The following is a 22,399-nucleotide window of genomic DNA, read 5'->3' on the forward strand; positions in this document are numbered from 1 at the left end:
TCTATTTAAATTTAATATAAAATCATTATTAATATAAAATAAATATCATATTTATAATATTTATAAATTAAAATTAATTTTTTAGCATTATAATATTTATATTAGCAAATAAATTTAATAAAACTATTTCTTATGAAAGGAAAATTACTGCCTTTTACAGCTTTGGTACTTTCAGCTGTATGCCATTATCAACTCAAAGCCCAGGAATATCAGCCGCTACCTATTCAAGGGGGTTACAATGCTGATGTTATTGCCAACGGCGTTGGTCCTTCAGCATCGTCTACTAATAATGACGTAGATGGTGTAAGCTACGCTTTCATTTCCCGTGATTTCCAATTGACTGCAGCCAGCACACCCCTCACTTACGGGCTTCCCGTAAACGGAATTATTAATTCTGTTGTAGCATCAACATCGGGCTTATCTTACCAGCTGGGGAATTACAGTTCGAATAATGCTCTAAGGCTTCAAAATACTGGTGATAACGGCACTTTAATCTTCACAGCGCCTACGCCTGCACTTACGGTATATATGCTGGCAACAGGAGGAAGCGGAGCCTGTACCGTAGATGTGGATGTGAATTTTACCGATAACACTTCAGAAACATTTCAGGGAATCAGCATTTCCGACTGGTATGGGGGAAGCAGCTATGCCATCCAGGGAATCGGAAGGATTAATATAACAAACAACAACCTTGAATCTGGTTCGGGAACCAATCCTAGATTATATCAGATTCCTATGACGATCAGTTCAGCCAACCAGTCGAAAAGTGTAAAAAGTGTAACGGTAACAAAAGTTGGAACAGGAGGTATTCCCAATATTTTTGCTTTTGCGGCAGATGCATTCAATGCATGCAGTACACCAACAAACATCACCGTAACCACTACCATGACAGAGGCAACACTAAGCTGGACCGCACCGGCAACTGCTCCTGCTTCAGGATATCAGTATTATTACAGCACTTCACCTACACCTCCTACAACATCAACAACGCCTACAGGAAGTGTAGCTTCAGGAACTTCGGTAACCCTAAATCAGCTTACAACCGGACAAACCTATTATTTCTGGGTAAGATCAAACTGCGGAGGTTCTTCACAAAGTTTCTGGAAAATGAAAGAATTTACGCCGGGACAAATCAGCACACTCTATACAGCAGGAGATATCAATACGGAGTTTAACAATTCCGGAGTTACCACTTCATCTACAACCAGCTGTGCAGGAACATTAAGCATAAATGTACCAGCCGGATATAAAATAAAATCTACAGCCGTTTCTTATAAAATGTCAACAGCATCAAATGGCTGGATGGGTGAACAAAGAAGTCTCCTGGTTTGTACGAACAACAATGTTACAGAAGCTTCCGTAACATCGGGATCCGGATCTTCTACCGGAACGTATTCTTACAACAGAACAGGACTTACACTGGCCAATGATCTTACCGGAACGGTAAACTTTGAGCTGAGGGCATGGAGAACATACGGAGGATCTGGCTGTAGTGCAGATTATAACAAAGTTGATAATAATACATTCACCGTAACAGTTACCCTGGAACCTTTAGCTTTGGCAACAAATGAAGTTACGGTAAAAGAAAAAGAAAGAATTGCACATCCTAATCCGTTTGTGGATACTTTATATCTTGAGAAAGCAGAAAATGTGAGAAAAGCTGTAATAACAGATCTTTCAGGAGTAGTGGTAAAAACCATTGAAAATCCTTCTTCAACAGTATTTTTGGGTGGACTAAAGTCCGGAATGTACATCCTGACATTACAAATGAAAGACGGTTCTCTGAAAAGCATGAAAACCATCAAAAAATAAATTTACAATTCATATTAATAAAAACCCCGCGGATAAAGCTTTTATCTGTGGGGTTTCCTTTTTATGAGTATAAGAAAGAAGATTAAGGCTGAACAATTTCGCCATTAACCCACACTTCATATTCAATTTCTACGGTCGGTTCCAGAGTCTTGGAAACAGAACAGTATTTTTCAAATGACAACTGGGCTGCTTTCTGGGCTTTTTTAGGATCAACAGTTCCTTCAAGAAGAAATTTAACTTTAATAGATTTAAAAGGCTTCGCATCATCAACCGGAATTCTTTCCCCTTCAACCTCAGCTTTAAAATCCGTAATTTTCTGTCTTTGTTTTTTCAGGATAGAAACCACATCAATCCCGCTGCATCCCGCAACAGCCATCAGAACACTTTCCATAGGCGAAACCCCTTTTGCGCCGGGTTGCGTCGTATTATCCAAAAGAATTGAATTTCCCTGAGCATTGGTACATTCAAATAAAAAATCGTCGTTGATTCTGTTAAGTGTTATTTTCATTATGGTTTGTTGCTTATTGTTTTTGCAAAATTACAAAATTCCTCTCGCTTTTATCTCCAGATATTTATTGATGACGTCAATATTCAAATTCTCAGGCAAGGTATAAACTGCATAAATTCCATATTTTTTAAGCTCCTGAATAATCAGCTTCTTTTCAAACTCAAATTTTTCTGCGATAATTTCATCATAAATTTCCTGCATGCTTTCCGGATTTTTATGGATTAAAGCCTGTAGTTCTGAATTTTTAAAGAAAACCACTACCAGCAAATGATTTTTGGCAATTCCGCGGAGATATTTCAGCTGGCGGTTGAGCCCGTCCAGTGTTTCAAAATTGGTAAACAGCAATATAAGGCTTCTCTGGTTTAAAGAATATTTTACATCCTGATAGAGCCTGTTAAAATCACTTTCAAAAAAATCGGTTTTGATGTTGTAAAGCGCTTCGGAGATTTTCCTCAGCTGCCCCGACTTATTTTCAGCGGCGATTTTATTTTCCGTTTTTTTAGAGAAGGTCATCATCCCGGCACGGTCGCCTTTTTTCAGGATGATATGAGACAACGCCATGGTTGCATTAATGGAATAATCCAGCAGGCTTAAACCTTTAAAAGGCATTTTCATCGTTCTCCCGGTATCAATCAGCATAAAGATCCGCTGGGATTTTTCGTCCTGAAACTGGTTTACCATCAATCGGTTTGTCTTGGAAGTTGCTTTCCAGTTGATGGTCCTGATATCATCTCCCGGAACATATTCTTTGATCTGCTCAAATTCCATGGTGTGTCCCAGCTTTCTTATCTTTTTGATCCCACCCAGCATAAATTCGCTCTGAATAGCCATCAATTCATATTTCCTCAGGTGGATGAATGAAGGATACGAAGGTAAATTGGCATCTTTCTGAAAATTAAATCTTTTCGAAACAAAATCTAAAGGTGAGGAAACGTACACATTCAGGCTTCCGAAATTATATTCTCCACGCTCTTTCGGCTCAAGGATATACTGAAAAAAAGTATTTCTTCCGGGTGCAATTTGTTTTTCAATCAGGAAATCACGATTCTGAAACTGAAAAGGTATTTCATCGATAACTTTAACATTGATTTTAAAATCATAATTATTTTTAATATCGATTTTCACAGGATTTTCATCACCATTTGACAGCTTTTCAGGCAAAATCCTTTGTGCCGAAATCCCTTTCTTTTTATTAAAAACAAAAAGGAAATCTACCATTACCGCCAAAAAGCAGATCAGCAGAGCAATATGCGCTGCCCACATAAGAAACGGGAAGAAAAATGCAAAGACATACAGAATTCCCACTCCGATGAGCACGTAAAAAAAGCGCGTATTGATGTATAAGTTTTTCATTTTTTAAAATGGCAGATTACAGATAGCGGTTAATAATTTACTTCTATCTTGGAATTTCAATTCCTTCTAAAATTTGTCTGATAATTTCATCAGCAGTAAGGCCTTCCATTTCCCTTTCCGGCGAGACAATGACCCTGTGTCTCAATACGGCGTAGCTTGCTTCTTTAATATCTTCAGGTGTTACAAAATCTCTTCCTCTCAAAGCCGCAAAAGCTTTTGAAGCTGTTAACAATGCAAGACTTGCCCTTGGGGAAGCTCCCAGATACAGGAACTGATTTTCCCTTGTGTTCACGATAATCTTGGCAATGTATTCCATCAATTGCGATTCAACGATAATTTCTTTTACAAGCTGCTGATAATTTTTCAACTGACGAGCCGTAATAACGCGGTTTACGACATCCGTTTTATCCTCCGTTTTATTTTCGTGCTGATTTTTAATGATCATAATTTCCTGCGCAAGATCAGGATATCCTACATTGATTTTAAACAGGAAACGGTCGAGCTGCGCTTCGGGAAGCCGATATGTTCCCTCATGTTCAATAGGGTTTTGGGTAGCCACTACCAAGAAAGGTTCTTCCATGGTGTAGCGTGCTCCATCCATCGTAATCTGTCTTTCTTCCATTACCTCAAATAAGGCGGCCTGTGTTTTTGCAGGAGAACGGTTGATTTCATCAATCAAAATAAAGCTGGAAAAGATCGGTCCTTTTTTAAATTCAAATTCAGAATTTTTAACGTTGAAAACCGAAGTTCCCAAAATATCCGATGGCATAAGATCCGGTGTAAACTGTATCCTGCTGAAACCGACATCAATGGTTTTTGCCAGCAATTTTGCGGTAATTGTTTTTGCCACTCCGGGAACGCCTTCTATAAGGACGTGTCCATTTGAAAGCAGTGCAGCCAGAAGATGCTCCACCATACTTTCCTGTCCTACAATTACTTTGGCAATTTCAGATTTTACTTTTTCCAGGCTTGTTCTAAGCTCAATCATATCTATTCTCGACTGAAACTGATCTTCTTGTTTATCAAGAGATATAGAATGCTGGTCTTCTGTATTTGGGTTTTCTATATTTTCCATATCATATAATTTAACAATTTACCGATGTACCAATTACCAATTGGGAAAATTGGTACATTCTTATATTTTTTATATTGTTACACTTTTTAAATTATTTCATCAAGCAATGTATTCATTTTTGCAAGATCTTCTTTCATTACCTGCGCATACGGATCCTGCGCTTTTTTAATCAGTCGGATCGCTTCTTCAATCTTTTCCACAGGCTTCCCTGTTTTGAGATGAAGTTTCTTGGCAAATTCCGCATCAAGATGTTGTGTATCAATCAGCAGATCCATTCTTATTTTGTTCAGGAAATACTGTGCTTTTTTAGCCATCATGTCGTGGAAATCACCCTCCTGAAGATACAAATTGCCGATGCTTTTCACAAAATCTACGGATGTGTTTTTTAACGGCTCTATAATCGGGACGATACGCTGTTTTCTTTTGGCATTAAAGAAAATAAACAGCACAAGACCTCCCAACAATACCCACCATGCATATTTAAGCGCAGGCTTTGAGAGGATAAATCTCAGGAAAAACTGCGAAACTTTTGCATCATTTTCTACAAACCAGATGGTTTCACGGTCGCCAAGATATGAGAAAACATCCTGCGCGTATCTTGCATTTCCGCGTTTTAAAAGATAGTAATTGGTGATGAAAAGCGGTTCGCAATGCACATATACGTTTCCTTTTCCGAATCTTATTTTAATAAAGTTTGCCTGATCGGTATTGTTTTTTTCGACGGTCTTTCCCAACACCTCAACACCGGGTTTTATAAAGGTAAAACCTCTTCCCGAAGGAAATTTATCCAAATGAATAAAATCGTTGGTGAATTTTTTGTCGGTAAGCTTCAGTACATTTTCGTCTTCAAAAGAAATCTGGGAATCGTAATAGCCGATACTGTCGGAAATTTGTTTAGGCATTTCACTGACAATAAGCATTGCATCAGAACCCTCGGATACCTGATCCAGGATTTTGTTCCAGGATTCTTTATCAATTTCTTCTTCAATAACCAGAATATTATGCGGTTTCTTGTCTGCCTGGTAATAATCGTATGGTGTTTCGGATGTTTTTTTAATTTTATTTTTAAACAATGCATTCGCTTCATTATTAAAAACAAACAAACCGAAAGGTGATTTCTGATTGATATCGAAATTTTTTCTCCAGTCCATTCTTTCCGTTTTATTGGCTTCAAACAATACCAGAATAATCATCACAACGATGAAAATCACAGCATATATTTTGAAAGTTTTGTTCATGGCAAAAGTTACGGTTTAAACGATTGATACTGGGTTTTAAATTTCAGATAGCTTTCTTCCGAAATGCTGAATTCTCCGTACCACACATAATCAAAAATGTAGGAAAGCTGAAAGAATTCTTCCTTGAGATGTGGGGCTTTTAATTCTGCCACATAATCTTTATTAGTTTTTTCAGGGTTCCAGGCGATGAGTTTTTTATCACTGAGCTTTTTTAACACAAACAAAAACTGGTAGCGCACCGCAGAACGGAAATCGCCGGATTTTTCAAACTTCAGGATGCTTTCCGGAAAATTGATCTCGTGTATATTTTCATGAAGTTCTTCATCTTTAATAGTTACTTTTTTATTTTTCTTTCCGAAAAGGAAGCTTCCCTCTTTACCGATGAGGTATTTGATAATAAAATAGAGCAGGAAACCCGCAAGAATAATAGCAAAGAGCCGTACAAGAATTCCCGCAATATTGGCTGAGTTGGTAAAAACCGTCTCCCCGAAAATGCTGTTCAGGATCTCAACGATTTTTTTCATGAGCTTTTCCCATACCGACATTCTTGGTTTTGTTGTGGTGTAGTCAAATTCTTCTCCCTTGTACCTAGAGGGAACGTTTGCTTTAAATTTTTTAGGATAAACCGTATTTTCGGTAACCGGTTTCTTTAGCAATACAGAGTCTGCCCGATACATATTTTTGTAATGGCCCGTGCTGACAGAGTCTATATAAACTTCTGCAACCGGAGGCGGATCTTCTTCATTTTGTGCACGAAAAGATCCTGCAGCTAAAAAAATCAGTAAAAAAATAAAAAACTTATTCATTAATTCCGATGGTATCTATTTCTGCAAGTTCTATTTTCTGGTGAAGGTCTGTACGGCTGTCGTAGTACATTAATCCTGAATTGATGTATAAAACATTCATGAGCATGGTTGAAATGATGGATGAAATTCCGTACATCACAAAAAATAAAATCCCGAAACTTCCTGCAAAAGGATTTTGTTCAAATTGCGCATCAGGAGCCGTTGTAGAAAGTTTTATAAAAAAAAGAATCATGGGAACAGATGTAAAGAATATGCTCACAATATAAAACAAGATCATCATGATAATGGTTGAACCCCAATATTTCCAATAAGGAGAATTTTCCCTACCGTTTTTATACGAAAACTGAGATCTTATGGCATAGCTTAACGATTCAAAAAAACCTCTTTCCCTGTTAAAGTAATCGAAGCAGAAAAATAAGATGATATTGAACAGATTAGGCACTACAAAAAGCATAATTACCAATCCTATAAGAATAAAAACCAGGATATAAGAAATACCGAAAATAACAAATGCAACCGGTAACACAAGAAATGTTAATCCAAAATAAGCAGCAGCTACTTTTTTACCATTTGCTCTGAAATCACCCAGGATATCATCTGCTTTTATATGCGTCTGCCCTTCCGCAGCTCTTTTCATATAGAAAACCGGAAACAGGAAATTAACGATCATGAGTGCTGATGAGAGAACAAAGAGTAAAATTCCGGTTACGATAAGCATTCCTACATTATCATTAAGAAACTGTTCAAAATAATAGCTTTGTCCGGCCATATTGGATCCGAAAATTGCTCCCAAAAATTCTTTATATCCGAACACAACGACCACCAGCATCAGAATCAGCAGCAATCCGTTCAGGAGCAGGAAATTTTTAAAATAATTCTTACCGTATAATTTGAAAAAATTGAAACTGTCTGTGATAAAAGTTCCGAAATCTCTCTTTTTATAAAACTGCATCATGGATCTGGTTATTGATTTTTCTGTTAACGATGGAAGGATAAATAAAATAATAAAATCCTATAATAAATAATGAGCCGAAGATAATAATCAAGTTTAAAGACAAAGGCATATTCAATGCATGTCTTGTGACGTAACCTTCGATAATTCCGGCACAGATGGTAAAGGGTATCGTGCTTAAAAATATTTTGAATGAGTCTTTAAATCCATTTTTAAACGAGTTGAATCTTGAAAATGTTTTTGGAAATAATATGGATGCTCCGAGGATGAGCCCGCACATGGCTTCCACCACCATGGAAAAGATCTCGAAAACACCATGAAGCCATATTCCCCTTGCGCTGTCTCCCAAAGCTCCGTAATCATAAAAGAAATACTGAAATGAACCCAGCATTACACTGTTTGACAGTAAGGCCCACAATGTACCGACGCCTCCAAAAATTCCGTAAATGTACAGTTTGGCCCCTACTCCGATATTGTTGAAAATTATCCCAATCGTGCTGCCCCAGGTAGATCCGCTCTGATAAACACCGACAGCATTTCCATCCTTAATGTTTTCAATGGTTTGGTTTACATAATTTTCCCCTAAAATAATTTTAGCAAAATCTTTATCATACACCGCTGACAATACTCCAATCAGTGTAAATAAAGTGAAAAATAAGAAAGCATATCCTAAATATCTTCTGTATTGATATACCAACAAGGGAACTTCCGTTTTAAAAAAATACACCAAGCGGTTTTGCTCCACTCTTTTAGTTTTGTAAATTTTCTGAAAGATCTGTGAAGAGAGGTGATTCAGATACACCGTAGTATTGCTTTTCGGGTAATAGGTCTGTGCAAAAGAAAGATCGTTGATAAGATTAATGTACAGCGAAGATAGGTCATCAGGATTTTTTTTAATTTTCCCCTGAATAACCTGCTCAATTCCCAACCATTTTTCTTTATTTTGTTTAATGAAATAAACTTCTCTCATAATTATAAGGCTAAAATAATAAAAATTATGTCTCAAATTGCGATTAATACTTCACAAAATGTAAATATTAATTTCAACATTGCCAGTGTTGGAGAACGGATGATTGCTTTCTTTATTGATCTTCTCATCAAAATAGCTTACGGAATAGCCGTTTTATATACGTTCTTCAATATTCTTGATCTCGGCTATTTGCTTCAGGGCATGGATTATTGGTCTATCGGGGCAGTTTACATCATGCTGCTTTTTCCTACGGTAGTGTATCCTGTGGTTCTTGAGAGCCTTATGGAAGGGCAGACTCCCGGAAAAAAAGTAATGAAGATCCGTGTTGTGAAAATAGATGGTTACCAGGCGGGTTTCGGGGATTACCTGATTAGGTGGGTCTTCAGGATTATTGATACTTTATTTGTAGGAATTGTGGGGCTTATTTCCATGATCATATCCAAAAACAACCAGCGTTTAGGAGATATAGCTTCCGGAACGGCTGTTATTTCCCTAAAGAATAACATTAATATCTCACATACGATTTTAGAAAATATCCGAGAAGATTATGTTCCCACTTTTCCTCAGGTGATTGCCCTGAGTGATAATGATATGAGAATCATCAAAGATAATTATCTTAAAGCCCTGAGAATTGATGACCGCCAAGTAATCAGCAAACTTTCAGACAAAATAAAGAGTATTCTCAAGCTGGAAGCAGATTCTATAAAAATGACGGAAAGACAGTTTATTGGGGTAATTATCAAAGACTATAATTATTATACAGGAAAAGACAATTAAGTGAATGGGCAATTGTGCTTTGCAAGTGAATTGTGGATCTTAACCGTTTCTGAAAGTGCACTCTAAAAATTCAAGGGTGAAACTTCTTGACGATTGACTATTCACGAAGTATTCATTCATGATTTTCCTTTCTTAATCTACATCAAAATTTCCGCGGTGCAGTTTTTGTATTTTTTACTAAAAATAAAACTTAGATTATGAGATTTGAAAACAATAAATCAGGAAACGGCGGGGTCATTACTTTGAATAACGAATTAAAAGAAATCGGAAGATTAACGTATACTATTTTTCCCGAAGACAACAAGTTTATCATTTCATTCGTTTTGGTGCATCCCGAATTTGAAGGCCGTGGCATGGGAAAATACCTGGTAGAAGAAGCCATTAAATTCGCCCGGGAAAATAACTGGAAAGTTTACCCGCACTGTTCTTACGCAAGATCTGTTATGATGAGGATGAATGATGTTGATGATATTTTTTTGAACAAATAGCAATAGCCAGTTGCCTTTCATAAAAAAAGACCGTTTTAAGCGGTCTTTGTATTAATGCAATACGATTATTTCGGTACTCCGGGACATTGTATCCCATTGCAATTCACGAATCCGCATGGCGGCAGCTTTGGATCACAGCATGAAATTACACATTGAGGATTTTTATCTCCTGCGTACAGATTTTTAAGCTCATTTTTAGACAGAGCCCTGCTTCTTAAAATTTCTGATTTTTTCATTTAATATTTTTTTTGGTGTTAATGAATATTTTAAAGTAAATATAGTTATTTATCTTCAATAATATCAACTCTTTAATAAATTAACTGAAAGACAACACTTCGTTCAATAATATGCTTTCAATATCGTCAGGATAATCTACTTTAAAATGATGATCTGAAGAGACCCATTCCTGAATTTCCTCCAGCTTTAAAACTTTGGAATTGGGTATTCCCATTTTGTCTAAGGCACAGGCATTACATTCCTGCTCATACTGATTATGAATCGGGATCACAAATAATTTTTTATCCATGAAAAGAGCCTCTGCAGGAGTTTCAAAACCTGCATTACAAAGAATTCCGTCGCAGTTTTCAAAGCTTTTAAGATACTGAATTTCATCAATGGGAAACACTTCAACATTATTTTCTTTGAATTGAAGTCTGGAATATTTAGAAAAAACTTTCCATTCAACGGGAATTTGCTTTAAAACTTTGATAATATTTTCATCTGAAAAGCTGGGAAGGTACACCACATAAAAGCCTTTTTTATCGGGATTTAAATTCCTGATTTTTCTTCGGATTACCGGCTTTTTAATCTGAGGATGATAATTTTCAAAATGGAACCCAATTTTACGGTCGCAGGGAACATAATATTTCAATACAAGTTCTCCGAAAAAATCTTTCTTTTCCGGTTTTGGCGTTTCTTTAAAAAGCATGGAAGCCTGATGGCTGAGCTCTATCATTGGATATTTTCTGAGCTTGCTTGCCCAACTTGTGAGGGGCTCATAATCATTAATGATAAGATCGTACGCTGAAAGGTCAATTTCTCTAATTGTTTTGAAAGCTTCCAGAAAATTATTATCGGTAAACATTTTCCGGTAGGATAATCCTCCTGTTTTATTGTACAACAGTGAAATTCCTTTATGTTGATAATTAACGTCAAAATCTGCTTTTAATTGCGATTGATGACCGCTAATTAGTGTTTCAACAGACGCATATTTTTTTAGGATCGGAACAATCTCCTGTGCACGGGCAACATGCCCATTTCCTGTTCCCTGAAAGGCATACAAGATTTTCATTTCGTGAAATTGGTTACGATTTTTAAAAGATCATTAGTATTAATATCCTGAATTTCATCTGTAACATCATCCTTCAGGAGATGCTTATGATCTTCATAATGAAAGATTTTCCATTCTTTATCATGATATTCAAGAGCGGAAAGATTTTCAATCCAGTCCCCGGAATTAAGATAAGTGCAGGCTCCTTTTTTATTAACAACCTCACGAATCTGCGGCTGATGGATATGCCCGCATACGACATAATCGTAATGGTTGTCAATAGCCAGTTCGGAAGCGGTCAGTTCAAAATCCCCGATATACTTGACTGCCTTTTTTACATTATTTTTGATTTTCTTTGAAAATGAATATTTCTCTTTACCCATTTTCTCCAAAAACCAGTTTACTATGTTATTGATAACAATTAACAGATCATATCCTTTTCCACCAAGCTTTGCAATCCATTTTGAATGCTGAACGGATGCATCAAAAACATCTCCATGGAAAATCCATGTTTTTTTATCATCAATATTCAGGCAGATTTTATTGCAGACTTTCAGATTACCTAATTCGAAGTCGGTAAATTTCCGGAACATCTCATCATGATTTCCGGTAATGTAGTACACATCGGTATTTTTTGTCGCAAACGAAAGGATTTTTTTAATCACCTTCAGATGAGGCTTAGGAAAGTATGACTTTTTGAATTGCCAGATATCAATGATATCTCCGTTCAAAATCAATGTTTTGGGCTGAATAGAGTTGAGATATCTCATCAATTCTTTAGCCTTGCAACCATAAGTTCCCAAATGTACATCTGATATAACAACTAATTCAACGTTTCTTTTCATAGTTTTATGCAAAGAAACTACTTGAAAATTAACTGTATATGAATGTTATATTATTTTTATGTATCGCTAAAAAAACCTCACAGGTTTTAAAACATGTGAGGTTTGTATGCTATAATTCCAAATATTAAAGCGTATTCATCATCTCTTCTGATACTTCCATGTTATGATAAACGTTTTGTACGTCATCATCATCTTCGAAACGTTCCAGCATTTTCATATTAGCTTTAAATTGTTCTTCGTTTACTTCCTTGGTGATATTAGGAATTCTTTGGAGCTCTGCACTTTTTGCTTCAATGCCAAGTTCATCCAGCTTGTGGGACAGCGATCCAAAATCTTCAAAAGCTGTTGTGATCATTACTTCTTCTTCATCTTTTTCAACATCTTCGGCACCTCCGTCAATCATTTCCATTTCGAAATCATCCCAGTCCATTTTGATTTGCGCTAAATCAATGGTAAAAATTCCTTTTCTATCGAATATGAAAGCCAATTCTCCGTTTTTGCCCAGGTTTCCGTCAAACTTATTGAAAACAGCTCTTACATTAGCAACCGTTCTTGTAGGATTATTGGTTGTACATTCAATAAAAAATGCCACACCGCCCTGGCCATAACCTTCATAAGTTATTTCTTCATAGTTTTCAGCATCTGCGCCGCTTGCTTTTTTAATCGCTCTTTCCACATTATCCTTCGGCATATTGGCTCCTTTTGCATTCTGAATGCATCTTCTCAATGCAGGATTTGATTCCGGATCCGAACCGCCGGCCTTTACCGCCAATGCGATATCTTTACCGATTTTAGAAAAAGTTTTGGCCATCTTATCCCATCTGGCCATTTTAGAAGCTTTTCTATATTCAAATGCTCTTCCCATTTTATTTTTAAATTTTCAACAAAATTAATTAAAAGTGAACGAAAAAAAAATACCCCCAGATAACTGGAGGTATTTATTTATTTAGAAAAATTAATTATTTTCTTTTTTTAGCCGGAGCTTTTTTCTTGGTCGGAGCTTTTTTCACTGGAGCATCTTCGTAATCTCTCTTTTTGATTGCGTTCCACTCATCAGCATTTTCAATAGCTCTTACCACTACTTTTCTGTCTACTTGTCTTTCAGCATCAGAAGCTGTTTCAGCAACAGTAGCTTTAGACTCACCAACACCGATAGATTTAAGTGCATTAGCATCCACACCTCTTGCATCTAAAGCAGCAACTACAGCAGCAGCTCTTTCTCTAGATAACTTCAGGTTGTAAGCTTCAGAACCTTTAGCATCAGTTTGACCTTCTAATAAATAATTACCACCATCAGTTTTAATCAAGTTTGCAGCTCTATCTAAAGCACCACTTGATTCAGCTTTAATTGTAGCTTTATTAAAGTCAAAATATACTGCTTTTAATTCAGTTTCTACTCCTGTAGCAGTTACGCTCTTAGGTTTAGGACATCCGTTGTATTCAGGAAGACCTGGAACCGTAGGACAAGCATCATCTTTATCTAAGATACCGTCACCATCCGTATCTGGCCAAGGACATCCGTTGTTTTCTGCAGGACCTGCAACTGTAGGACAAGCATCATCTTTGTCGATTACACCGTCACCATCTGTATCTGGCCAAGGACATCCATTGTTTTCAACCGGACCAGCAACTTCTGGACACTGATCGTCTTTATCCGGAACTCCGTCACCGTCTGTATCAGGACATCCCTGGAACTCTGGTAATCCCGGAGTATCAGGACATAAATCGTCTTTATCTAAGATACCATCTTTATCTCTATCTCTGTTACCGAATCTGAAGTTCAATGAAGCAGAAGCTTGCCAAAAGTTGGCATAATTAGCTTTATCACCCGGAGTTGATACGTAATCTCCTTGTATACCTAAACCGAAGTTTTTAGTTAACCAGAAGTTAATACCAGCACCCGTTGCAACTGTAAAGTGGTTTGCTTTACCGTCTTCGTTACCATCCTCACCGTTTCCAATCCATGCTCCATTAGCATCTGTTCTTGGAAATGTAAGAGAAGTGTAATCATGTCTCAGGTAGTTAGCACCAACTCTCAAATACGGATCGAACCAAGATTCTTCATCCCATAACAGACCTGCAGCTTTAGCTTGGAAACCAAGACCAGTCATTAACATGAATTCTTTACCCATGTTAAATCTCTTGTTTTCAACATTTCCTACAGTAGTTTGCCAGTCGATAACCAAACCTTTACCGATGTTTCTAGCAACAGTAAGCTTAGATAACGGCGGAGTAATAGAGAAGTTGTTCACATTGAACATTGTCTTCGTCAAATTATTAGCAGAGAACGTATTACTGAAGTTTTCTCTCTGTGCCATATGGTTTTCCGCATGAGCACCAACCCCGATCATCCACGGATTGTTGGTAGTCTGAGCGAACACAGTAGAAGCGACAGTAAGCGCCAATGCTGAAATTCCTAATTTTAGATTTTTCATAGAATTAAATGATTAAATAATTGATAATGCAAAATAAATATAATTTTTCTTTATATACAAAGTTTTTCCGATGATTTTTAACTTTTCTTTAATATTCTGTCGAGGTTACGTTTATTTTCTCTATCTTTTATGCTTTCCCTTTTATCAAAGAGTTTTTTACCCCTTCCGAGCGCAATAAGCACCTTAGCTTTTCCATTATCATTGATATATAATTTTAAGGGTATTATAGTATTTCCTGCATCCTTTAATTTTTTCTCCAGCTTTTGCAACTCTTTTTTGTGCAACAGCAATTTCCGTTCCCTTTTTGTCTTATGATTATAAAATGTGCCCAATTTATATTCATCAATCATCATATTAATGATGTACAATTCCCCATCAATAAATTGACAGAATGATTCTGCAATGGATGCTTTCGAAGAGCGTAAAGATTTAATTTCCGTGCCTGTAAGCACCATTCCGGCTTCATATTCTTCAAGTATTTCGTATTCAAACCTGGCTCTTCTGTTTAATATATTGACTGTCTTTTCTATTTTCATCTCGATTCGTCTGATATATGAATAAAATAAGAGCTTACCGTGCTTTAATCAGCCCGCCCGTTTCAGGAATGTCTCTTATTTAATAATTAATTAATGAAATATATAAAAAAATACCTTAGATTAAAAACTTGAATATTACATTATTACGAAATACCCAAATTCTTTTCGTATTTTTGCGCCAAATTTACAAAACTATATGTTAACAGTATCTAACTTATCTTTACAATTCGGGAAAAGAGTTCTTTTTGACGAGGTAAACATTATGTTTACGAAAGGAAACTGCTACGGGATTATCGGAGCAAATGGTGCAGGAAAGTCTACATTCCTTAAAATATTGACCGGAAAACAAGACCCAACAACAGGACATGTATCTTTGGAGCCTGGAAAAAGAATGTCTGTTCTGGAGCAGGATCACTTTGCTTACGATCAATATACGGTACTTGAAGCGGTTTTGAGAGGTAATAAAAAGCTATTCGAAATAAAAGAAGAGATGGATGCGCTGTATGCGAAGGAAGACTTTTCTGATGAAGACGGCATTAAAGCCGGTGAATTGGGTGTAATCTATGACGAAATGGGAGGATGGACTGCAGAATCGGATGCACAAACCATGCTTTCTAATGTTGGGATTACAGATGATATGCACTGGCAAATGATGAGCGAGCTTGAAAACAAAGACAAAGTAAAGGTTCTTCTTGCTCAGGCGCTTTTCGGAAACCCTGATGTTCTTATTCTGGATGAGCCTACCAACGACCTTGATATTGATACCATTTCATGGCTGGAAGATTTTCTCGCAGATTATGAAAACACGGTAATCGTTGTGTCTCACGACCGTCACTTCTTAGATACCGTTTGTACGCACATCGGTGACCTTGATTATGCGAAATTAAACCTTTATACCGGTAATTACTCATTCTGGTACCAGGCTTCACAGTTGGCAACAAGACAAAGAGCCCAGGCTAATAAAAAAGCAGAGGAAAAGAAAAAGGAACTACAGGATTTCATCGCAAGATTCAGCTCTAACGTTGCAAAAGCAAAACAGGCTACCGCAAGAAAGAAAATGATCGATAAACTTAATATCGACGATATTAAGCCTTCTTCAAGAAGATATCCTGCCATTATTTTCGAAATGGAAAGAGAAGCGGGAGATCAGATCTTGGATGTGAAAGGTCTTGAAAAAACAAAAGACGGAGAGCTATTGTTTTCTAACATCGATTTAAACCTTAAAAAAGGAGATAAAGTTGCCGTACTTTCCAAAAACTCTTTGGCAATCACAGAATTTTTCGAAATTTTAGCCGGAAATGTGCAGGCAGACAAAGGAACAGTTGCATGGGGAGTTACAACTACCCAGTCTCACATGCCTTTAGATAATACCAATTTCTTCCAGGAAGACTTAAGCCTGGTTGACTGGTTAAGACAGTTCACCAAAAATGATGAAGAGCGTCATGAAGAATTTGTAAGAGGATTCTTAGGAAGAATGCTTTTCTCCGGTGATGAAGCGTTAAAATCGTGTAAAGTACTTTCAGGGGGTGAAAAAATGAGATGCATGTTCAGCAGAATGATGCTTCAGAAAGCTAACGTTCTTTTGCTTGACGAACCTACCAACCACTTAGACCTTGAAAGTATCACGACTTTGAACAACTCACTGTCTAATTTCAAAGGAAACATTCTACTGGCTTCTCATGACCATGAAATGCTTTCAACAGTCTGTAACAGAATCATCGAGCTGACTCCGCAGGGAATCATCGACAGAGAAATGACTTACGACGAATACCTTGGTGATAAAAAGGTAAAGGAATTAAGAGAGAAAATGTATTCTTAAATAGTTAAAAACCGTTCATCACCTGAACGGTTTTTTTTAACATTCTGTGACAAGATTAAACTTTCCTTTTAAACTTTTTTCCCTATTTTTGTGAAATGAGTCAAAAATGGATTTACAAGCCCGAACCCGATGAAGAAATTGTGGATGGATTAAGTTCGTCTCTTGGTTTTGGAACTTTTGAATCTAAACTCCTCGTTCTTAGAGGAATTGACAATTATCAAAAGGCCCGAGAGTTTTTCAAACCGAACCTTACCGACATCCACAATCCATTTTTAATGGCAGATATGCAGAAAGCTGTTGAACGCATTGCTACGGCCATTGAGAATGGAGAAAAAATACTGGTGTACGGAGATTACGACGTAGACGGAACTACCGCCGTAGCCCTGATGTACCTTTACCTCAGCAAAATTGTTCAGAAAAAATACCTCGATTTTTATATTCCCGACAGAAATTCTGAAGGATACGGAATTTCCACGGAGGGTATTGATTTTGCCAAAGAAAACGGCTTTTCATTGATTATCGCCCTGGATTGCGGAATTAAGGCGCTCGATATGATCAATTATGCCCAGAATTTAGGCATTGATTTCATCATTTGCGACCACCACTTACCCGGCGAGGAAATCCCGAATGCCGTTGCCGTTCTCGATCCTAAAAGAAGCGACTGCCGCTATCCGTTCAAGGAACTATCCGGCTGCGGAGTTGGATTTAAGCTTTGTCAGGGATTAAACACCATTTATAAAATTCCCGAAGCAGAACTTTTTGAGCTTACCGATCTTCTGGCGATCTCCATTGCCGCCGATATCGTTTCTATGACGGGAGAAAACCGGGTTTTGGCTAAAATGGGACTTAAAATACTCCGGAAAACAAGAAATTTAGGCTTAAGATTATTAATTCCTGAAGACAAGCTTTCTCATTTCGAAATTTCCAATATTGTATTTGAAATTGCTCCGAAGATTAATGCTGCCGGAAGAATTTCACACGGAAAAGCTGCTGTGGAGCTCATGGTTTCCGACAACCTGAAGCATGCACATCAGATTGTAAGCGACATCATGGACCTTAATGATGAAAGACGCGAATTGGATATGAATTCTACGCTTTCTGCATTGAATCAAATTATTGAATCTCAGCAGGAAACAAAATACACCACCATTGTTTATCATCCGGAATGGAATAAAGGGGTGATTGGTATTGTAGCTTCAAGATTAATTGAAACCTACTACAAGCCTACCCTTGTTTTTACCGATGGAAACAACGGTGAAATGGTGGCTTCCGCAAGATCGGTTTCAGATTTTGATGTTCATGAAGCGTTGGATATGTGTTCTGAATATTTCCTGAAATTTGGAGGTCATCACGCGGCAGCGGGACTTTCTATGGAAAAAGCTAAGTTTGATGCGTTTAAGGAAAAATTCGAGAGGGTGGTTTCGGAAAAAATCAAAGAGCACCAAAAGGAACCTTCCATTACCATAGATTCTGAAATTCAGATTGATGATATTAACCGGGAGTTTATTAATTTCCACAGAAAGCTGGCTCCTTTCGGGCCGCATAATATGAAGCCGATCCTGGCTTTAACCAACCAAAAAGTTTCAGGATATATTAAAACCATGGGAAAGGATAATAATCATCTCAAGTTTTATATCAGGCAGGAGTCTACGGGAAGAAATATCGAATGCTTGGGCTTCAAGCTGGGGCAGTTTGCCGATGATTTCAGGACGAAAAGCTTCGACCTTGCTTTCACGCTTGAAGAAAATCACTGGAAAGGTAATGTGACCCATTATCTGAATATCAAAGATGTGAAATTCAGGGATTAAAAAATGAAGAAAATCGGTCTTTTTTTCGGCTCGTTCAATCCTATCCATATCGGTCATCTGATTCTGGCGAATTACATCCTGGAGCATACGGATATGGATGAACTCTGGTTTGTGGTTAGCCCTCAAAATCCATTCAAAGAAAAAAAATCATTGCTGAAAGATCATAACCGTCTTGATATGGTACAGCTTGCCGTGAAAAATTATCCTAAAATGAGAGCTTCCAATGTGGAGTTTTCGCTCCCGCAGCCAAGTTATACGATTGATACCCTGACTTATCTTCATGAAAAATATCCGGATTATTCTTTCAGCTTAATTATGGGCGAAGACAACCTGCTAAATCTTCATAAATGGAAAAATGCGGATTTGCTTGTAAAAAAATACCATATCATTGTTTACCCAAGAGTTTTTGAAGGAGAAAAGAAAGATTCTGAATACCTTGAACATGAAAACATTTCTTTAATTCAAGCTCCGGTTATTGAGCTTTCTGCTACGGAAATCCGGAATATGATTAAATCCGGGAAAAATGTACGGCCTATGCTTCCTCCCGAAGTTTTTGAATATTTGGATGGTAGCAGTTTTTATAAGTAATTTTGCTTCAGTAAAGCCGATGCAGGATGATGGAAGCTGGAGGTTTTTTATCAGTCCTGAATTTAACGAAATGTAAAATTTATGAATTTCTTAGAAAAATTATTTTCAAAATATCCGCAGGAAAAAGTCATCAGATGGTTTAGGAATATCTGCCTTGCAGAAGCGGTTTCCTGGTTTTTTCTTTTTTCGGCGATGATCTGGATCCGGACAGATCCTGAAGATATTTTCCCTATTGTTTACATCAGCACAATCGGGAGCATTCATGGTTTGTTTTTTACGCTTTATCTTTTATTTTTGCCGGCCATCAGAAAAATATTTGCATGGGATGATGAAGACAGTGTTTTTTCACTGATTGCAGCCTTCTTTCCTTTCGCTACCATCTGGATTGATAAAAAACTCGCTCGCTTCGACAGAGAATAATGTACAGGGATCTTTTGAGATCCTTTTTTTGTATCAACTCAATTTATAAACAATCAATCCCTGATTTACCATCTTTCTTTTTATTCAATTTTATCTTATTGATGTAATATTTCAATCACTCTAATTGTCTTTACAATAACAAAGTCAATAAATTTTAAATTTTAACTAAAATTTTTAATCCTGTTAATCAATTAGTTAAATACTTTTTAAAAACATTTTAAGTACTTTGTATTGCAAGATACTTAATTTATTACATATCTTTGCAATGTTAAATAATAACAAATACAAGCTATTAAACTCTCTAAAAATCAAAACATGAAAACAACAATTTTAATTGCAGCCATATTTTTCAGCGGAATGACTTTCGCACAGGAAAAAAAACAGGATACGGTAAAAACAAAAAGTATTGAAGGGATAACTTTAACAAAACAGGTTTTCAAAAAACAAAGTGACCGTTTTGTGTATGACGTAGCAGCTTCCCCTGTAGCCAAAGGAAATACTACTTTTGATCTGTTGAAACAGACTCCGCTTTTATCTACTACCGACGACAAGACTTTAAAGATTACAGGAAAAAACAATGCGCTGATCTATATCAACGGCAGAAAAACCAACATGGATGCGGAATCTTTAACCCAGTTTTTAAAGAATACCCCGGCAGAAAACATTCAGAAAATTGAAGTGATTACGGTTCCGGGAAGTGAATATCAGGTTGAATCTTCCGACGGGATCATCAACATTGTGCTGAAGAAAAAAATGAGCGACGGTACCAGCGGAAATATGAGAATGTCTAACTCTCAGAATAAATACAACTCCAGCAGTGCAAGCTTCTCGGTAAATTACAGAAAAGACAAACTGGGAATCAATGCTAATTTAAGCGGCGGCGAAAATATCAATCCTCAAACGTATGTTCTGAGAAACAGATCCGGAAATGTTCAGAACGAATCTGTAGGTGATATCGATGATCCTAATAAAAACATCGGAGGATACGTAAATGTTGATTATCAGCTGAATGACAAAAGCAATTTAGCATTATCCTGGAATTCATGGGCCAACAGGAGCTACGATTCTGCTATCGATCTTTTGAATACCATCACAAGATATGATGATAATAATAATTTACTTTCAACAGATTATACAAGAACGAAGAATAAAGAGAATGCAAGAAATTATAACAATTCCGTTAATTTAAACTATGAGCTGAAGCTTGATTCTCTGGGAAGCAAATTAAACCTCAACGCTGCTTATCTTAATTATAAGAGATTCCAGTATTCTGACAACAATACAATGATTTCGGATGTTCAGGGAAGCACTTCCGGATTTTCACGAACGGGGAAAAAAATTATTCAGGATATTCCGCAGATCATCAACAACTTCTCCGGAACGGTAGATTATATCCAGAAATTTAAAAATGATTTTACTGCTTCTATTGGGGGAAATTTCAATAAAACCAAAACAGACAACGATACTAAAAATTATACTTACGATTACCTCTATAATAACGCCGGACAATTACAAGCGGTTCACCTAACCACAGATCCCAACCATTTTATTTATGACGAAAATATTTACGGAGCTTATCTTACTTTAGAGAAAAAATTCTCGGATAAATTCTCAGGAAAAATTGGAGCAAGATATGAAATCACCAACAGCTTAGGGACATCCGACAATGCAAAACAGCCCGAATATCAGAAAATAGAAAGAAATTACAATAATTTATTGCCTTATGTAAGCTTTAATTATGCAATTAATGATAAGAATAATATTTCATACTCCTTTTCAAGCCGGATGAGACGACCAAGTTTCTGGGAGCTGAATCCGGTGAAGAATATCATTACACAGGATAATTACACGCAGAACAATCCTTTTGTAAAAGCATCTTCCACCTACAACCAGGAATTAACGTATATGTATAAAAATTCGTATTTCCTGATCCTGAATCACACTTATGTTAAAGATCAGATTACACAGGTTCCTTTGCAGAGAAGCTATATGGATCCGGAAACCAATCAGAAAAGAGTTCAGCTGGCGTATATCAGAACCAACTTTGGTGACAAGCAGGAAATGTCTGCGATGCTGGGCGTTCAAAAGTCGCTTTTCAAACAATATCTGACGTTGAATTTCAGTGCAGGAGTTCAGCACAACATCAACAACGGAACATTGAATACAGATCCTACAACCGGACAGGTTTTTGACACCTACATCAACGACAGAAAATCTACCAGTTTAGTAATTAACAGCAATAACACCCTGCGTCTTGACAAAAAGAAAACATGGTTTTTAGGCGTTAATTTCTTCTATGTAGACCAGCAGCAGATTGAGCTTGGAATTTTAAAAGACCTGATGAGCCTCGACCTCAGCATTAAGAAAAACTGGAACGACTGGACTTTTGCCGTAAACGTAAATGATGTGCTGAGAACCAATTTGGTGGAAATAGAAGATTTTCAGTCGAGCGGAAATTACAATTATATTAAAAACGACATGTACAGAAGAAACCTTACCGTAAGCATTACCTACAATTTCGGAAATCAGAAAGTGAAAAAAGTACGGGATATCGAAAGTGCTTCCGATGCTATTAAAAACAGAACCAGATAACAACAATCATTTCTTCATATATATTATTTTTTGTGGTAACTCACCGTTTTTGCGGTGGGTTTTTTGTTGTTTAAACAAATTTCAGAATCAAAACAAAAAGGAAAAAG

General features: G+C 36.8%; 21 protein-coding genes. 8 read left to right on the forward strand and 13 right to left on the reverse strand.

Translation table 11 applies throughout. The annotated features are described in order from the left end of the window. Positions 1–132: 132 nt before the first annotated feature. Positions 133–1,812, forward strand: a complete 1,680-nt coding sequence (locus SOP96_RS15210) for a T9SS type A sorting domain-containing protein (protein ID WP_326321777.1) — start codon at positions 133–135, stop codon at positions 1,810–1,812. 82 nt (positions 1,813–1,894) lie between these two features. Here the strand turns inward: SOP96_RS15210 and SOP96_RS15215 are convergent, their stop codons facing one another. The 7 genes from SOP96_RS15215 to SOP96_RS15245 form a co-directional block, all read right to left on the reverse strand. Continuing rightward, positions 1,895–2,320, reverse strand: a complete 426-nt coding sequence (locus tag SOP96_RS15215) for an OsmC family protein (RefSeq protein ID WP_326321778.1) — start codon at positions 2,318–2,320, stop codon at positions 1,895–1,897. A 30-nt stretch (positions 2,321–2,350) separates the two neighbouring features. Then, on the reverse strand, positions 2,351–3,673 hold the full coding sequence (locus SOP96_RS15220) for a DUF58 domain-containing protein (RefSeq protein ID WP_326321779.1): 1,323 nt from the start codon (positions 3,671–3,673) through the stop codon (positions 2,351–2,353). A 43-nt stretch (positions 3,674–3,716) separates the two neighbouring features. Continuing rightward, complete coding sequence (locus SOP96_RS15225; RefSeq protein WP_411911990.1) at positions 3,717–4,748, reverse strand: AAA family ATPase; 1,032 nt, start codon at positions 4,746–4,748, stop codon at positions 3,717–3,719. An 86-nt stretch (positions 4,749–4,834) separates the two neighbouring features. Further along, positions 4,835–5,986 (reverse strand): DUF4350 domain-containing protein, encoded by a 1,152-nt coding sequence (locus SOP96_RS15230; RefSeq protein WP_326321780.1) that lies wholly within the window; start codon positions 5,984–5,986, stop codon positions 4,835–4,837. 8 nt (positions 5,987–5,994) lie between these two features. Next, positions 5,995–6,792 (reverse strand): DUF4129 domain-containing protein, encoded by a 798-nt coding sequence (locus SOP96_RS15235; protein ID WP_326321781.1) that lies wholly within the window; start codon positions 6,790–6,792, stop codon positions 5,995–5,997. Next, entirely contained in the window at positions 6,785–7,747 is a 963-nt protein-coding gene (locus SOP96_RS15240; RefSeq protein ID WP_326321782.1) for a DUF4013 domain-containing protein, read from the reverse strand. The genes SOP96_RS15235 and SOP96_RS15240 overlap by 8 nt, the downstream gene beginning before the upstream one ends. Next, on the reverse strand, positions 7,731–8,714 hold the full coding sequence (locus tag SOP96_RS15245; protein ID WP_326321783.1) for a stage II sporulation protein M: 984 nt from the start codon (positions 8,712–8,714) through the stop codon (positions 7,731–7,733). The genes SOP96_RS15240 and SOP96_RS15245 overlap by 17 nt, the downstream gene beginning before the upstream one ends. Positions 8,715–8,741: 27 nt before the next feature. Between SOP96_RS15245 and SOP96_RS15250 the strand changes: the two genes are divergently transcribed. Then, positions 8,742–9,491, forward strand: a complete 750-nt coding sequence (locus SOP96_RS15250) for an RDD family protein (protein ID WP_326321784.1) — start codon at positions 8,742–8,744, stop codon at positions 9,489–9,491. 197 nt (positions 9,492–9,688) lie between these two features. Continuing rightward, the gene (locus SOP96_RS15255; RefSeq protein WP_326321785.1) at positions 9,689–9,979 is read left to right on the forward strand and encodes a GNAT family N-acetyltransferase; all 291 of its coding nucleotides are present in this window, start codon (positions 9,689–9,691) and stop codon (positions 9,977–9,979) included. Positions 9,980–10,044: 65 nt separating this feature from the next. Here the strand turns inward: SOP96_RS15255 and SOP96_RS15260 are convergent, their stop codons facing one another. The 6 genes from SOP96_RS15260 to smpB all read right to left on the reverse strand — a co-directional run bounded on the left by SOP96_RS15260 (position 10,045) and on the right by smpB (position 15,065). Continuing rightward, positions 10,045–10,215: a hypothetical protein gene (locus SOP96_RS15260; protein WP_326321786.1), complete on the reverse strand. Its 171-nt coding sequence runs from the start codon at positions 10,213–10,215 to the stop codon at positions 10,045–10,047. 80 nt (positions 10,216–10,295) lie between these two features. Beyond that, positions 10,296–11,270, reverse strand: a complete 975-nt coding sequence (locus SOP96_RS15265; protein ID WP_326321787.1) for a glycosyltransferase family protein — start codon at positions 11,268–11,270, stop codon at positions 10,296–10,298. Then, entirely contained in the window at positions 11,267–12,094 is an 828-nt protein-coding gene (locus SOP96_RS15270) for a UDP-2,3-diacylglucosamine diphosphatase (RefSeq protein ID WP_326321788.1), read from the reverse strand. Before SOP96_RS15270 ends, SOP96_RS15265 begins: the two co-directional genes overlap by 4 nt. A gap of 124 nt (positions 12,095–12,218) precedes the next feature. Further along, positions 12,219–12,959, reverse strand: a complete 741-nt coding sequence (locus SOP96_RS15275; protein WP_326321789.1) for a YebC/PmpR family DNA-binding transcriptional regulator — start codon at positions 12,957–12,959, stop codon at positions 12,219–12,221. 94 nt (positions 12,960–13,053) lie between these two features. Continuing rightward, positions 13,054–14,529 (reverse strand): OmpA family protein, encoded by a 1,476-nt coding sequence (locus SOP96_RS15280; protein ID WP_326321790.1) that lies wholly within the window; start codon positions 14,527–14,529, stop codon positions 13,054–13,056. 77 nt (positions 14,530–14,606) lie between these two features. Next, the gene (gene smpB, locus SOP96_RS15285; protein WP_326321791.1) at positions 14,607–15,065 is read right to left on the reverse strand and encodes an SsrA-binding protein SmpB; all 459 of its coding nucleotides are present in this window, start codon (positions 15,063–15,065) and stop codon (positions 14,607–14,609) included. A 196-nt stretch (positions 15,066–15,261) separates the two neighbouring features. Here smpB and SOP96_RS15290 point away from each other — a divergent pair, with 196 nt between their 5' ends. The 5 genes from SOP96_RS15290 (at position 15,262) to SOP96_RS15310 (ending at position 22,292) form a co-directional block, all read left to right on the forward strand. Next, a complete protein-coding gene (locus tag SOP96_RS15290; protein ID WP_326321792.1) occupies positions 15,262–16,884 on the forward strand; it encodes an ABC-F family ATP-binding cassette domain-containing protein in 1,623 nt (540 codons plus the stop codon). A 95-nt stretch (positions 16,885–16,979) separates the two neighbouring features. Further along, positions 16,980–18,692 (forward strand): single-stranded-DNA-specific exonuclease RecJ, encoded by a 1,713-nt coding sequence (gene recJ, locus SOP96_RS15295; RefSeq protein WP_326321793.1) that lies wholly within the window; start codon positions 16,980–16,982, stop codon positions 18,690–18,692. Between the two features lie 3 nt (positions 18,693–18,695). Continuing rightward, positions 18,696–19,280, forward strand: coding sequence for a nicotinate (nicotinamide) nucleotide adenylyltransferase (gene nadD / locus SOP96_RS15300; RefSeq protein WP_326321794.1), 585 nt, complete (start codon positions 18,696–18,698; stop codon positions 19,278–19,280). Between the two features lie 81 nt (positions 19,281–19,361). Then, positions 19,362–19,700, forward strand: a complete 339-nt coding sequence (locus tag SOP96_RS15305; protein ID WP_326321795.1) for a DUF3817 domain-containing protein — start codon at positions 19,362–19,364, stop codon at positions 19,698–19,700. A gap of 315 nt (positions 19,701–20,015) precedes the next feature. Next, positions 20,016–22,292 carry a TonB-dependent receptor domain-containing protein gene (locus SOP96_RS15310; RefSeq protein WP_326321796.1) on the forward strand — a complete coding sequence of 759 codons (2,277 nt, stop codon included), beginning with the start codon at positions 20,016–20,018 and terminating at the stop codon, positions 22,290–22,292. The last annotated feature ends 107 nt before the right edge of the window (positions 22,293–22,399 follow it).

This window comes from Chryseobacterium salviniae, assembly GCF_035819015.1.
GTDB lineage: Bacteria > Bacteroidota > Bacteroidia > Flavobacteriales > Weeksellaceae > Chryseobacterium > Chryseobacterium salviniae.